The organism is Pseudomonas sp. PS1(2021) (assembly GCF_020405165.1).
Taxonomy (GTDB): domain Bacteria; phylum Pseudomonadota; class Gammaproteobacteria; order Pseudomonadales; family Pseudomonadaceae; genus Pseudomonas; species Pseudomonas aeruginosa.
This window is the reverse complement of record NZ_CP084484.1, coordinates 2,610,414-2,623,554: the sequence shown is the minus strand read 5'-3', so window position 1 is coordinate 2,623,554 and position 13,141 is coordinate 2,610,414. Positions and strand designations below refer to the sequence as shown.

At 65.6% G+C, this 13,141-nt stretch carries 15 protein-coding genes; 5 read left to right on the top strand and 10 right to left on the bottom strand.

Features of this window, described 5'->3' with window-relative positions:
- The first annotated feature begins 65 nt into the window (after nt 1–65).
- Nucleotides 66–710 (top strand): hypothetical protein, encoded by a 645-nt coding sequence (locus tag LE197_RS12385; RefSeq protein ID WP_003087981.1) that lies wholly within the window; start codon nt 66–68, stop codon nt 708–710.
- Here LE197_RS12385 and LE197_RS12380 read toward each other — a convergent pair.
- Entirely contained in the window at nt 707–1,612 is a 906-nt protein-coding gene (locus tag LE197_RS12380) for a LysR family transcriptional regulator (RefSeq protein ID WP_023108912.1), read from the bottom strand. The two genes, LE197_RS12385 and LE197_RS12380, sit on opposite strands and share 4 nt — an antisense overlap.
- A 131-nt stretch (nt 1,613–1,743) precedes the next feature.
- Between LE197_RS12380 and LE197_RS12375 the strand changes: the two genes are divergently transcribed.
- Nucleotides 1,744–2,505, top strand: a complete 762-nt coding sequence (locus LE197_RS12375; RefSeq protein WP_003113599.1) for an SDR family NAD(P)-dependent oxidoreductase — start codon at nt 1,744–1,746, stop codon at nt 2,503–2,505.
- 160 nt (nt 2,506–2,665) lie between these two features.
- On the opposite strand, the gene LE197_RS12370 is transcribed toward LE197_RS12375, so the two are convergent.
- From LE197_RS12370 to LE197_RS12355, 4 genes are all read right to left on the bottom strand, one after another.
- Nucleotides 2,666–3,433: an SDR family oxidoreductase gene (locus LE197_RS12370; protein ID WP_003087987.1), complete on the bottom strand. Its 768-nt coding sequence runs from the start codon at nt 3,431–3,433 to the stop codon at nt 2,666–2,668.
- A gap of 24 nt (nt 3,434–3,457) precedes the next feature.
- A complete protein-coding gene (locus LE197_RS12365) occupies nt 3,458–4,528 on the bottom strand; it encodes a phosphotransferase family protein (protein WP_003098170.1) in 1,071 nt (356 codons plus the stop codon).
- 257 nt (nt 4,529–4,785) lie between these two features.
- Complete coding sequence (locus tag LE197_RS12360; RefSeq protein ID WP_003087993.1) at nt 4,786–5,100, bottom strand: SCP2 sterol-binding domain-containing protein; 315 nt, start codon at nt 5,098–5,100, stop codon at nt 4,786–4,788.
- Between the two features lie 60 nt (nt 5,101–5,160).
- Nucleotides 5,161–5,871 carry a histidine phosphatase family protein gene (locus LE197_RS12355; protein ID WP_003098172.1) on the bottom strand — a complete coding sequence of 237 codons (711 nt, stop codon included), beginning with the start codon at nt 5,869–5,871 and terminating at the stop codon, nt 5,161–5,163.
- 233 nt (nt 5,872–6,104) lie between these two features.
- Between LE197_RS12355 and sohB the strand changes: the two genes are divergently transcribed.
- Nucleotides 6,105–7,130, top strand: a complete 1,026-nt coding sequence (gene sohB, locus LE197_RS12350; protein ID WP_003098174.1) for a protease SohB — start codon at nt 6,105–6,107, stop codon at nt 7,128–7,130.
- A gap of 58 nt (nt 7,131–7,188) precedes the next feature.
- Entirely contained in the window at nt 7,189–8,181 is a 993-nt protein-coding gene (locus LE197_RS12345) for a YhdH/YhfP family quinone oxidoreductase (RefSeq protein WP_003087998.1), read from the top strand.
- On the opposite strand, the gene LE197_RS12340 is transcribed toward LE197_RS12345, so the two are convergent.
- Nucleotides 8,168–9,043, bottom strand: a complete 876-nt coding sequence (locus tag LE197_RS12340) for an alpha/beta fold hydrolase (RefSeq protein WP_015648637.1) — start codon at nt 9,041–9,043, stop codon at nt 8,168–8,170. The genes LE197_RS12345 and LE197_RS12340 overlap by 14 nt on opposite strands.
- 94 nt (nt 9,044–9,137) lie before the next feature.
- A complete protein-coding gene (locus LE197_RS12335) occupies nt 9,138–9,575 on the bottom strand; it encodes a hotdog fold domain-containing protein (protein WP_003098177.1) in 438 nt (145 codons plus the stop codon).
- A 122-nt stretch (nt 9,576–9,697) separates the two neighbouring features.
- Between LE197_RS12335 and LE197_RS12330 the strand changes: the two genes are divergently transcribed.
- Entirely contained in the window at nt 9,698–10,279 is a 582-nt protein-coding gene (locus tag LE197_RS12330; RefSeq protein ID WP_003098179.1) for a TetR/AcrR family transcriptional regulator, read from the top strand.
- Nucleotides 10,280–10,343: 64 nt separating this feature from the next.
- On the opposite strand, the gene LE197_RS12325 is transcribed toward LE197_RS12330, so the two are convergent.
- The 3 genes from LE197_RS12325 to LE197_RS12315 form a co-directional block, all read right to left on the bottom strand.
- A complete protein-coding gene (locus LE197_RS12325; RefSeq protein ID WP_003088003.1) occupies nt 10,344–10,841 on the bottom strand; it encodes a DUF934 domain-containing protein in 498 nt (165 codons plus the stop codon).
- A complete protein-coding gene (locus tag LE197_RS12320; protein ID WP_003098180.1) occupies nt 10,825–12,483 on the bottom strand; it encodes a nitrite/sulfite reductase in 1,659 nt (552 codons plus the stop codon). Before LE197_RS12320 ends, LE197_RS12325 begins: the two co-directional genes overlap by 17 nt.
- Before the next feature lie 410 nt (nt 12,484–12,893).
- The gene (locus LE197_RS12315) at nt 12,894–13,121 is read right to left on the bottom strand and encodes a DUF2970 domain-containing protein (RefSeq protein WP_003098182.1); all 228 of its coding nucleotides are present in this window, start codon (nt 13,119–13,121) and stop codon (nt 12,894–12,896) included.
- Nucleotides 13,122–13,141: the final 20 nt, after the last annotated feature.

The window sequence follows — 13,141 nt, the reverse complement described above, 5'->3', positions numbered from 1 at the left end:
TCGCTGGCCGTCGGGAGGAGGGGTGCGCATAATGCCCGCAATTTCACGCAGAAGGAATCGCTTGCATGCAGTACGACGGTCTGGCCTGGGCATTCGCGTTACTGGCCTTGCTGGCCGCCCTGGTCGCGGTGCGCATCCTCTTCGAACGCACCTGGTTCCTCGGCTGGCTGCGCGGCACCTGCGGCTTGGCCTTCGTCGCCGTGGCGGCGCTGCTGCTGGTGCTCGCCTGGGACCTGCGCAGCTATTCGCTGCTCAAGCCCGAGCAGCCGATGGCCACCCTGAGCTTCCAGGCCGAAGGGCCGCAGCGCTACCGGGTGCTGATCCAGGAGGGCGCCAACGAGCGCAGCGTGGTGCTGGACGGCGAACTCTGGCAACTGGACGCGCGGATTTTCCGCTGGAAGGGGCTGGCCGCGTTGATCGGTCTGGCGCCGGGCTATCGCCTCGACGCGCTCAGCGGCCGCTTCCTGGCTCTCGAGCAGCAGTCCCGGGGCCGCCGCCTGGGCTTGTCGCAGAGTCCGCTGGGGGTCGATCTCTGGCGCTGGCTGCGGGCCGGCGAGCACGACCTGTTCCTGTTCGAGCCGCTGGCGGGGCGGGTGACTTTCCTGCCGATGGCGGACAAGGCGGTGTTCGCGGTGAACTACGGCGTCGCCGGGCTGCTTGCCGAGCCGATGAACCTGGCGGCCGAGGAGGCGCTCAGGGACTGGCGCTAGGCCATGCGAAAAGTCGGGGCGGCGGCGATCGCCTGGGCGGTTTCGCGAAAGCGTTCGATGAGTTCCGACGGCGTGCGGTAGGCCAGCGCCAGCCGATAGGGAATTCGCGCCCGCCGCCCTTGCAGGGGACGAAAGGTGACCCCCGGCGGGCGCAACGGTTGTAGCAGCGAAGGCACTAGCGCGACGCCGATGCCGCCGGCCACCAGCCCGGCGATGGTCTGCATCTGCCGCGCCTCCTGCACCATCTCCGGGACGAAGCCGGCTGCCGCGCAGGCGGCGACGATCAGGTCGTGCATGCCCGGCCCATAGTGCCGTGGAAACAGCAGCCAGGGTTCTCCGGCCAGTTGTTCCAGGCGCAGGCGCGCATGGCGTGCCAGCCGATGCCCTTCGGGCAATGCCACGCGCATGTCGCCGTCCACCAGTAGATGTGTGTACAGGCCGGGCTGGCGGTCGACCGGCAGGACGATCAGGCCGGCATCGATGCGGTCTTCGCGCAACGCCTCCAGTTGCCCCGCAGTGGTGTCTTCCTGGAGCTGGAAGTCCAGCGCGCCATGCTGGTGGCGGAACGCCTGGAGTATGCGCGGTAGCAGAATATTGATGGTGCTGTCGACGAACGCCAGGCGCAACGTTCTGCGTCCGCTGGCGGCGCTGCGCGCGGCCGCCAGGGTGCGTTCGGCCTGGGCCAGGGTGCGCCGGGCTTCGTCGAGGAACGCGCGGCCTGCCGGTGTCAGGCGGTGGATACGGTTGTCACGCTCCAGCAGGCTGGCGCCGACTTCTTCTTCCAGCCGCCGGATCGCAGTGGTCAGCGGTGGCTGGGCCATGTGCAGGCGCTCAGCGGCGCGGCGGAAGCTCAGCTCCTCGGCAACCGCGACGAACTGGCGGAACTGGCGTAAGTCGGCCATTGCGATATCTCCCGGATATGGTGAGTTAAGAAAGACAGTATTGGATATATCGCGGCGGATCCGTCGAAAATCCATCCGTACGCTCGCTCTGGCCAGACGAGGCGTTCCATCCATTACAGAGGAAGCCCGTCATGCACACTCATTCTCCAATCCCCCGTACCGCCCTGGTCACCGGCGGCTCGTCGGGCATCGGCCTGGCCATCGCCCGGCGCCTTCGGCAACAGGGTTATCGGATCGCCCTGGTGGCCCGTGATTCCCAGCGCCTGCAACGCGCTGCCGCCGAGTTGGGCGGTGTGCCCTGGATGGCCGCCGATCTTTCCCGCCGCGAAGCTGTCGAGGCGGTGGCCGCCTGGGTTGGCGACACCTTCCAGGGGCTCGACGTGCTGGTGAACAACGCCGGGTTCACCCGAAAGATCGCCGCCACCACTCCGCTGGCTGAGGCCGAGCGGGAATGGGATGCGCTGCTGGACGGCAACCTGAAAAGCGCGTTCCTCATGTCGCTGGCGGTGTTGCCGCATTTCGCGGAAGAGGGCGGGCGGATCATCCATATCGGATCGATCGCTGCGCAGACCGGTAGCGGCAGTCCTGGTGCGCTGGGCTATGCGGCAGCCAAGGCCGGCCTGCATGGCTTCGGCGTGGCCCTGGCGCGGGAACTCGGTTCGCGCGGGATCACGGTGAACAGCGTGGCGCCGGGTTACATCGCCGACACCCGGTTCTTTCCCGGCGGCCTCGATCCGCAACGGGTCGCCGCCATCGTCGGCGAGACCCCGCTGGGCAGGACCGGCCGGGTCGAGGACATCGCCGCGGCGGTGGCCTGGCTGGCCTCGCCCGAGGCGGGGTTCGTCACCGGAACGGTGGTGTCGGTGAACGGTGGCTGGCGGGTCGGCAACTGAAGTGGAAGCGGCGGGTAACGCCTATGGGGGTACTCGTCCGGCTACCCGAGAACGCAGGTGAATAGCCGCGGGGCGCCTGTCCCGCGCTGGTGCGAGGCATTGGCAATCCTGAAATGAAAAGAGGGAGCCCTGGCTCCCTCTTCGCGCGTTCGCCGTTCCGTCAGGAAAGGAAGCCGCCGTCGACGTTCAGCGCCACGCCGGTGGTGTAGCTGGACGCTTCGCTAGCCAGGTAGAGCACGGCGCCTGCCATTTCGCTCGGCTCGGCCACGCGCTTGAGCGGGATGCGCTGCAGGGCGAGGTTGCGGATCGCGTCGTTCTTCACCAGCGCCGAAGCGAACTTGGTGTCGGTCAACCCTGGCAGGAGGGCGTTGCAGCGGATGCCGAACTGCGCGCATTCCTTGGCGAAGACCTTGGTCATGCTGATCACGGCGGCCTTGGTCACCGAGTAGATGCCCTGGAACTCGCCGGGCGATACGCCGTTGATCGAGGCCACGTTGATGATGCTGCCGCCGCCGTGTTCCTTCATCAGCTTGCCGCCCTCGATGGACATGAAGTAGTAGCCGCGGATGTTGACGTCGACGGTCTTCTGGAAGGCGCCGAGGTCGGTTTCCAGTACGTTGCAGAACTGCGGGTTGGTGGCGGCGTTGTTGACCAGGATGTCGAGGCGGCCGAACTGCTCGCGGATCTGTGCGAAGACGTTCTGGATCTGCTCCATCTCGCCGATGTGGCAGGCGATCGCGGTGGCCTTGCCGCCCTCCGCGGTGATCGCGTCGGCGACCGCCTGGCAGCCATCGATCTTGCGGCTCGAGACGATCACGTGGGCGCCTTGCTGGGCCAGCAGCTTGGCTATCGCCTCGCCGATGCCGCGGCTGGCGCCGGAAACGAAGGCGATCTTGCCGTCGAGGTCGAACAGGTGGGTCTTGGACATGGGCTATCCCCTTGTAGTGGTCGGTTACAGGCGGGAGCGCTCGATGGCCTGCAGGCTCATCTGCTCCAGCAGCTTGTTCATCTGCACGAACTGGGCGAAACGCTTGTCCTGGGTCTGCCCGTGGTAGTAGCGGTAGTAGATCTGCTGGACGATGCCGGCAAGACGGAACAGGCCATAGGTGTAGTAGAAGTCCAGGTTGTCGATCGGTGGGATCCCGGCCCGCTCGGCGTAGTAGTCGGCGAACTCTCGGCGGGTCAGCATGCCCGGCAGGTGGCTGGGCTGGCGGCGGGTCAGCTGCACCGGAGCCGGGTCGCCGGCTTCCACCCAGTAGGCGAGGGTATTGCCGAGGTCCATCAGCGGATCGCCGAGGGTGGCCAGTTCCCAGTCCAGCACGCCGATGATCTGCATCGGGTTTTCCGGGTCGAGGATCACGTTGTCGAAGCGGTAGTCGTTGTGCACGATGCCCGGCTTGTGGTGATCGGCCGGCTGCTTGTCCTTGAGCCAGGCCTTGACCGGTTCCCAGAGCGGCGCGTCGGGGGTCAGGGCCTTCTCGTAGCGGTCGGTCCAGCCGGCGATCTGGCGCTGCACGTAGCCGTCCGGGCGGCCCAGGTCGGCCAGTCCGCAGGCGGCGTAGTCGACGTTGTGCAGTTCGACGAACTTGTCGATGAAGCTCTTGCACAGGCTGCGGGTCTGTTGTTCGTCGAGATTCAGCTCAGGCGGCAGTTCGGCGCGCAGGATGATGCCCTTGACCCGTTCCATGACGTAGAACTCGGCGCCGATCACCGACTCGTCGGTGCAGTAGAGGTAGGCTTTCGGGCAGTAGGGGAAGCCTGCGTTCAACTGGTTCAGGATGCGGTATTCGCGGCCCATGTCGTGGGCCGACTTGGCCTTGTGGCCGAATGGCGGGCGACGCAGGACGAACTCTTGGCGCGGATACTCGATCAGGTAGGTCAGGTTGGACGCGCCACCGGGGAACTGGCTGATCTTCGGGGTGCCTTCGAGGCCGGGGATATGGGCTTTCAGGTACGGGTCGATGACGGCGGCGTCGAGTTCTTCGCCGGCGCGGATGCGAGTGGATTGGTCGGTCAGCGACATGGGGTTCCCTTCTCGTGGTGCCACGGCGGAGCCGCGGGAGCCGGTGCGCGCATCAGGCTGCGCAATGATGGTGACCGGCGATAATTGGCTAATCTAATGCCCTGTCCCGGCCCTCACAAGCCGCCGCCAGGCGTTATGGGCAAGCGTGTTGCCGCTCCATCACGGTCCCTGATCGTCGGCCTGGAGGAATGCCGGACGAAAAAAAACCGGAGCCGCGAGGGACTCCGGTTTTCCTTCTGGCATGGCGCCGGAAACGGTCAGACCGGGAACAGTTCGCCCAGCTTCATCGCCAGCATCATGTCGCCTTCGGCGCGCAGCTTGCCGGCCATGAAGGCCTGCATGCCGTCGGTCTCGCCGCTGGTGATGCCCTTCAGGGTTTCGCTGTCCATGATCAGGGTGACGTTGGGGTTCTCGGCGTCGCCCTGTACCACTTCGCAGGTACCATCCTTGACGACCAGGTAGTGGTTGTCGCCGTCTTCGATGTTGAACTGGAACACCAGATCCAGGCCGGCGGCCGCGCTGGCGTTGAACTTGCTTTTCATGGTGGAGACGATGTCAGCAACGGTGGTCATGGGTTCTATTCCTTTCTTCTAGGGTTTTTTCGGCGACCGGAACGGTCGCGGTAGGCCGGCTCATCGATAGGTGATGAGTTCCGGCGCCTTCAACAGTTCCAGGTGCACGTGACTGTTGAAGGAAGCCAGGGACACTTCCTCGCCGCGGAATTTCAGGCGAGTCAGCGAGGTATTGACGATCTGCCAGTTCAGCTCGAAGGCCTTGAGCGGCGGAACGCCGACGATCAGCTGGAGCAGGGCGGTAATGGTACCGCCGGAGGTGAACACGGCGACCCTGTCCTTGCCGCTGGCCTGCGCCAGCAGACGACGAAGACCGTCATGGACCTTATCGAGGAATTCCTGCCAGCTTTCCAGCCCATCTTTCTCATGGTTGCCGGAAACCCAGCGCGCGATGATGGTGGAGAACAGGCGCTGGAACTCGGCCCGATGCTCGGCCGCATGGCGAAGGATGTGCAAGGCTTCCGGCTGCTCATCGAGCAGGTCCGGCAGGTGCGCGCGGATCACCGCGTCGGCTTCGAATTCGTTGAACGCCGGATCGACTTCCAGCTCCGGCGTGGCCAGCCCGGAGGACTCCAGGCGTTCGAGGGCGGCGCGGGCGGTGTGCTGCTGGCGGCGCAAGCCGCCGCTGAGGACGCGGTCGAAACGGACGCCGAGGTTCAGCAGGTGGTCGCCGAGGATTTCCGCCTGGCGGATGCCGGTCGGCGACAGCACGTCGTAGTCGTCGGCACCGAACGACGCCTGGCCATGTCGAATCAGGTAGATGCTGCCCACGGGCGGACCTCGGCGGGTGAAAGTTCCGCGAGGGTATGAGGATCACCCAGGGCTGTCAACGAAAAAACATACGCTTGTTTGAATGTCATTCGCTGCCTTTATCGGCTGCTCCGGGCGCGCCCTGCAAAGGCTCTCCAGGCAGTGGCATCGCTGGCCGCCCGTCGGTGGCCTGGGTATGCTTGCGCAATCGTGTCGCCCGTAGACGGGTGCGTCAACAGTAGAGAGGGGGTTGTGTGGAGTTCATTGCCGAATATGCGGGCTTTCTGGCCAGGACCGTGACCGTGCTGGCGGCGATCATCGTGGTGCTGGTGGTGATCGTCGCCCTGCGCGGCCGCGGCCGGCGCGGCGCAGGCGGGCACCTCGACGTGCAGAAGCTCAACGATTTCTACAAGGACCTGCGCGAGCGGGTCCGCCACAGCGTCCTCGACAAGACCAGCCTCAAGGCCTTGCGCAAGGAGGAGAGCAAGGCGGCGAAGCAGGCGAAGAAACATCCTGAACAGAAGTCGCGGGTCTACGTGCTCGATTTCGACGGCGACATCAAGGCCTCGGCTACCGAGCAACTGCGCCACGAAGTGACTGCGGTGCTGAGCATGGCGGGCAAGGACGACGAGGTGGTGCTGCGCCTGGAAAGCGGCGGTGGCATGGTCCATGGCTACGGCCTGGCGGCCTCGCAACTGGCGCGCATCCGCCAGGCCGGCGTGCCGCTGACCGTGTGCGTCGACAAGGTGGCGGCCAGCGGCGGCTACATGATGGCCTGCATCGGCGATCGGATCCTTTCCGCGCCCTTCGCCATCCTCGGCTCGATCGGCGTGGTGGCGCAGTTGCCCAACGTCCACCGGCTGTTGAAGAAGCACGATATTGACTTCGAGGTGCTTACCGCCGGCGAATACAAGCGTACGCTGACGGTATTCGGCGAGAACACCGAGAAGGGCCGGGAAAAGTTCCAGGAGGACCTGGAGGTGACCCACGAACTGTTCAAGAACTTCGTGGCCCACTACCGGCCGCAACTGAACATGGACGAGATCGCCACCGGCGAGGTCTGGCTGGGCCAGGCCGCACTGGGCAAGCTGCTGGTGGACGAACTCAAGACCAGCGACGAGTACCTGGCCGAGCAGGCCAGGGAGCGCGATGTCTACCAGGTGCAATTCGTCGAGCGCAAGAGCCTGCAGGAACGCGTCGGCCTGGCCGCCAGCGTGGTTATCGACCGCGTGCTGGTGACCTGGTGGGGGCGGCTCAACCAGCAGAAGTTCTGGCAATAGGCCGGCGCCGACAGGGACGAACACGCTGTCTTCAGGGTTTTCACGAGAGGAGGTCGAAATGGCTGTATTCAAGGCGTTGTGGGTGACGGAAGCGCCCCACGGCGTTTACGAAACGCAGGTGGTCGAGCGCGATACCGGCGACCTACCGGCGGGCGACGTACTGATCCGCGTGCAGTATTCCTCGCTGAACTACAAGGATGCGCTGTCCGCCAGCGGCAACCGCGGGGTGACCCGCAAGTACCCGCATACCCCCGGCATCGATGCCGCCGGTGTGGTCGCCGAGTCCTCGGTGGCCGAGTTCGCGGCCGGCGACGAGGTGATCGTCACCGGCTACGACCTGGGCATGAACACCGCCGGTGGTTTCGGCCAGTACATCCGCGTGCCCGCGGCCTGGGTGATCAAGCGCCCGCAAGGCCTGAGCCTGCGCGAGGCGATGATCCTCGGCACCGCCGGCCTGACCGCGGCGCTCTGCGTCGAAAAGCTGGAGCGCAGCGGCCTGCGCCCCGACCATGGCTCGGTGCTGGTCACCGGCGCCAGCGGTGGGGTCGGCAGTATCGCCGTGGAACTGCTGGCCAAGCTCGGCTACACCGTGGCGGCCGCCACCGGCAAGCTGGAGCAGGCCGAGTTCCTCAACCGCCTGGGGGCCAAGCAGATCCTCGATCGCGCCACCGTGGCCGATGGCGTCGACAAGCCGTTGCTCAAGGAACAGTGGGCCGGCGCGGTGGACACCGTCGGCGGCGACATCCTCTTCAACGTGGTCAAGTCGTTGCAGTACGGCGGCAGCGTCGCCTGCTGCGGCCTGACCGCCGGCGCCGGCTTCAAGGCCTCGGTGCTGCCGTTCATCCTGCGCGGGGTCAACCTGCTCGGGGTGGACTCGGTGGAGCTGCCGCTGGTGGTCAAGGCATCCATGTGGGACAAGCTGTCGCTGCAATGGAAGCTCGACAACCTCGAAGAGGTGGCGCGCGAGATCGCCCTCGAAGAGCTGCCGGGGGCGATCAACCAGATCCTCGCCGGCAAGCTGGTCGGCCGGGTGCTGGTCAACCTCGGCTGAGGGCGTTGCCGGAGCCCAGCTCCGGCAACAGGTAGCCCGCCCAGAGCGATTCGGCGAACTGCGGCCGGAAGAAGCCGAAATGGCCGATGTGGCGGGCGCCGATTTCCTCGGGAGCGATGCGCCAGGCGGTTTTCGGCGCTTCGCGGTAGAAGCCCAGCAGCGACTCGATGCTGCGTCGGGACATCATTTCATCGTCGGTGAACGACAGCGACACGATGGGCGTGCGTACGGCGGAGAAGGCGCGGCGGATGGCCTCGCCATCCGCGAGGGCGTACTGCGGATGCAGGCACCAGCGTCGCCATTGTTCGATCACCCCGCGCGGCAGGTCGCCGACCATGCCCAGGCGGCGCCCGGGAAAATAGCCGAGCAGCGGCGTCAGCAGGGGCGCGACGAGGTACCAGAACAACCAGACCTTGTTGCGCAACCGCGGGCTGTTTTCCTTCCAGTAGCCACTGCCGCTGGCGATGCTGAAGACCCTATCGATACGCTCGCGCCCTTCGACGAAGGGCAGGATCTGGCCGCCCAGGCTATGGCCGATCCAGTACAGGGGCTTGCTCCCGCTCTCGGCGAGCGCGGCGGCGAGCATGGCGCTGCAGTCATGACGGGCCCAGCCCAGCACATCGACCTCGAGACCGCGCAGCGAGCCGTTGCGCGATTGCCCCATGCCCAGGTAGTCGAAGGTGATGGCCAGGTAGCCGCGCTCTGCCAGCCAGGCGGCGAAGGGCGCGTAGAAGCGCTGTTCCACTCCCATCGCCGGGACGATCAGGAGATAGCCGCGCGGCTCCCCGGCAGGCCGGTACCAATGGCTGACCAGCGGATGGCCGTTGCCGTTATCGATGAGGCGTGGTTGCGGAGGGTTCATGCCGGTCTCCGTGGTCTGCTCATGGCTTCGAGAATAGAGCTGGCCGCCAGGGCGCCTCCAGCCGGCCGAAAGCACGGCCGGGACGCCTTGGCGGTCAGGCCTGGCTGACGTACATGGTGATCTCGGCGCGGAATACCGGCTTGTCGTCGACATAGGCGACCACCGGCACCACCAGGTTGCCGGTGGCTTGCCAGTCGATCTGGCTGCCGTCGGCCACCGCGCGCACGTCGCCAGTGGCCTTGGCCAGGTACTCGACGGTCATGCCGCGCGGAATCCAGCGATGGCCGGCGGGAATCGAGGCGTCGGTCATGGTCCCGGCGGCCAGTTCGGCGGCATTGCACAGGGCGATGGCATGCACCGTGCCGATATGGTTCAGCACCTCGCGGCGCTTGGGGAAGGTGACTTCGGCATAGCCGGGACGCAGTTCGACGAACTGCGGGGCGATGCTGGCGAAATAGGGTGCGAACTGGCCGATCATGGCGCTGAACTGGGCCGGGCCGACCTGCTGGTACATCTGCATCATCTGACTCATGGAAAACTCCGGGCGTTTCAGGATTGAAGATGTGTGCGCACCGGGGCAGTATACGAAGGTTAGAAATTTATTCTAGAAAAATATTCTAGTCAGCGTTTCGACGATTAACGACAAGGACCGACATGGGCCGTTCTTCCCGCAAAGACGAGATTCTCCAGGCCGCCCTGGCCTGCTTCAGCGAGCATGGCGTAGACGCCACCACCATCGAGATGATCCGCGACCGTTCCGGAGCGAGCATCGGTAGCCTCTACCACCATTTCGGCAACAAGGAACGCATCCATGGCGAACTCTACCTGGCCGGGATCGGCCAGTACGCGGCGTTGCTCGAAGCCGGCTTCGCCAGGGCGCGTAGCGCCGAGGAAACGGTCAGGTTGCTGGTCACCAGCTACATCGACTGGGTCGTGGCGAATCCCGACTGGGCACGCTTCATCCTGCACAGCCGCGGGCGGGTGGAGGCGGGGGAGCTGGGCGAGCGCCTGCGGGCCGACAACCAGGCGCACTTCGCACGGATCCATGCGGCGCTGGCGGGATATCGGGCCGAGGGCCTGTTCCGCGAGATGCCGGACGACTGCTTTGCTTCGGTGGTGATCGGCCCGGCCCACGACCTTGCCCGCCAGTGGCTGGCCGGGCGAACCCGGGTGGCGTTGGCCGACTGTCGCGAACTGCTGGCGCAGGTGGCGTGGGACAGCGTGCGGGCGGCCTGAGGCGTCCGTGGCCTCGGGAATGAAAAAGCCCCGCGGCTGCGGGGCTTTTCCGTCAGGGCGGGGGTCAGCCGCGGCGGCGGAACAGCGGTAGAGGCTGCTCCACCGAGGTCTGGTAGACCTCGCTGAAGTCGTCCAGGCTGGCCAGGGCGTCTTCCGGGCTGCGGTCGGCACGGATGGCATAGGCGTCGAAGCCGCAGCGGCGCATGAAGAACAACTGGTCGCGCAGCACGTCGCCGATCGCGCGGATCTCGCCCTTGTAGCCGTAGCGCTCGCGCAGCAGGCGCGCGCTGCTGAAGCCGCGGCCATCGGTAAAGGCGGGGAAGTTCACCGCGATCACCTGGAACCTGTCGAGGTCGCCGGCGATGCTTTCCGGCTCCTCGTCCGCGTCCAGCCAGACCCCCAGGCCGCCGTCGCGGCCGCGCAGGGCCGGGCCGTGCTCGAGCCACAGGGCCAGCGGGATGATCACGTCGTCGCTGTTGGGTACGCTTTCCAGGGTCGCGTCCTTGGGCAGCAAGTGCCAGCGGTCGTCGACCACCTGGCGGTCCTTAATGATTCGCTGCATATACGCGCTCCTTGAACGGGTCGATACCGATACGGCGGAAGGTGTCGATGAAGGGTTCTTCCTCGGTCCGGCGTTCCACGTAGACCTGGATGATCTTGTCGATCACGTCGGCCATCTGCTCCTGGGCGAAGGACGGGCCGAGGATCTGCCCGAGGCTGGCGTCGCGCGCCGAGCTGCCGCCGAGGGAGACCTGGTAGAACTCCGCGCCTTTCTTGTCGACCCCGAGGATGCCGATGTGGCCGACATGGTGATGGCCGCAGGCGTTCATGCAACCGGAGATGTTCAGGTCGATGTCGCCGATGTCGAATAGATAGTCGAGATTGTCGAAGCGGCGCTGGATGGCTTCGGCGATCGGGATCGACTTGGCGTTGGCCAGGGAGCAGAAGTCGCCGCCGGGGCAGCAGATGATGTCGGTCAGCAGGCCGACGTTGGGGGTGGCGAAGCCCAGTTCGCGGAGTTCGCCCCAGAGGGCGAAGAGTTCGCCCTGCTCGACGTCGGCGAGAATGATGTTCTGGTTATGGCTGTTGCGCACCTCGCCGAAGCTGTAGCGGTCGGCGAGATCGGCGATGGCCTCCAGCTGTTTGTCGGTGACGTCTCCCGGCGCGGTGCCGGTGGGCTTCAGCGAGAGCGTCACGGCGACGTAGCCGGGCTTCTTGTGGGCGAAGGTGTTGCGTGCGCGCCAGCGGGCGAAGCCGGGGTGCTCTGCGTCGAGCCGGGCGAGGGACTCGTCGAGGTCGTCGAGGGCCTTGTAGGCCGGATCGACGAAATGCGCGGCGACGCGCTGGACTTCCGCCTCGGTGAGGGTGCTCGGTCCGTCCTTGAGGTTGGCCCATTCGGCCTCGACGCGCTCGGCGAAGACTTCCGGGGTCAGCGCCTTGACCAGGATCTTGATCCGCGCCTTGTACTTGTTGTCGCGCCGGCCATAGCGGTTGTAGACGCGCAGGATGGCATCCAGGTAGCCGAGCAGGTGCTGCCAGGGCAGGAATTCATTGATGAAGCTGCCGACGATGGGGGTTCGGCCCAGGCCGCCGCCGACCGAGACGCGGAAGCCGAGCTCGCCGGCCTCGTTCTTCACCGCCTCCAGGCCGATGTCGTGCACTTCGATGGCGGCACGGTCGCTCACCGCGCCGTTCACCGCGATCTTGAACTTGCGCGGCAGGTGGGCGAACTCGGGGTGGAAGGTCGACCATTGGCGGATGATCTCGCACCAGGGGCGCGGGTCCACCAGCTCGTCGCGGGCGACGCCGGCGAACTGGTCGGTGGTGGTGTTGCGGATGCAGTTGCCGCTGGTCTGAATCGCGTGCATCTGCACGGTGGCCAGCTCGGCGAGGATTTCCGGCACGTCTTCCAGCTCCGGCCAGTTGAACTGCACGTTCTGCCGGGTGCTGATGTGGGCGTAGCCCTTGTCGTAGTCGCGGGCGATCTGCGCCAGCTTGCGCAGTTGGCGCGAGGAGAGCAGGCCATAGGGAACGGCGATGCGCAGCATCGGGGCATAGCGCTGGATATAGAGACCGTTCTGCAGGCGCAGCGGGCGGAACTCCTCACCGGTCAATTCACCCGCCAGGTAACGGCGGGTCTGGTCGCGGAACTGCTTGACGCGGTCCTCGACGATCCGTTGGTCGTACTCGTCGTATACGTACATGAATATTCCTGCTGTCAGGCTATGCGGCTTACTGCGTTAACCAGCGCGCACGGCTACGCGCTCCACGCGGAGTGGGCGCACGATACCAGTTCATATTTATGCGTAAAAGTGATGTTTGAGTATATGGTAAGAACCAAAAAGACTAAGTCGCCAGGCAAGCATAACCGCTTCGCAACGGCGCCTTTCTTGAGCGATGGGCGGCGCTGGTCTTAACTGGAGAGTGCCTTTCGATGTCTTCGTCCCGATACCCACAAGAAACAGGGGGAGTCATGAGCGAGCCGAGCAAAACCCAGGAAAACCGCGACAGCGTGGTCGACGCCCGCGCGGCCTTCGTCCTGATCCTGCTGGTGGTGGCTACCGCGGTGTTCTGGGTCAGCCACCAGTGAAAGCCCGCCTCGGCGGCGCAGAGGTCACAGGCCGCTGAGGCTCAGCACCAGTTTCACGATCCCGGCCAGCAACAGCACGAACACCAGGGTGAAGAGCAGGCCCAGCATGATGAAGTGCACGGGCTTGCCGTGGGTGAAGTCGCGGGCGCGGTTTCGCCCGCTCTGTACGCCGAAGGCGGCAGCCATCACGCTATGCAGCATCTGCCAGAAGGTCGGCGGCTTCTGGTTCGGTTCTTCCGTCTCGATACCCATCGGTGGTCCTCCCTTTTCCA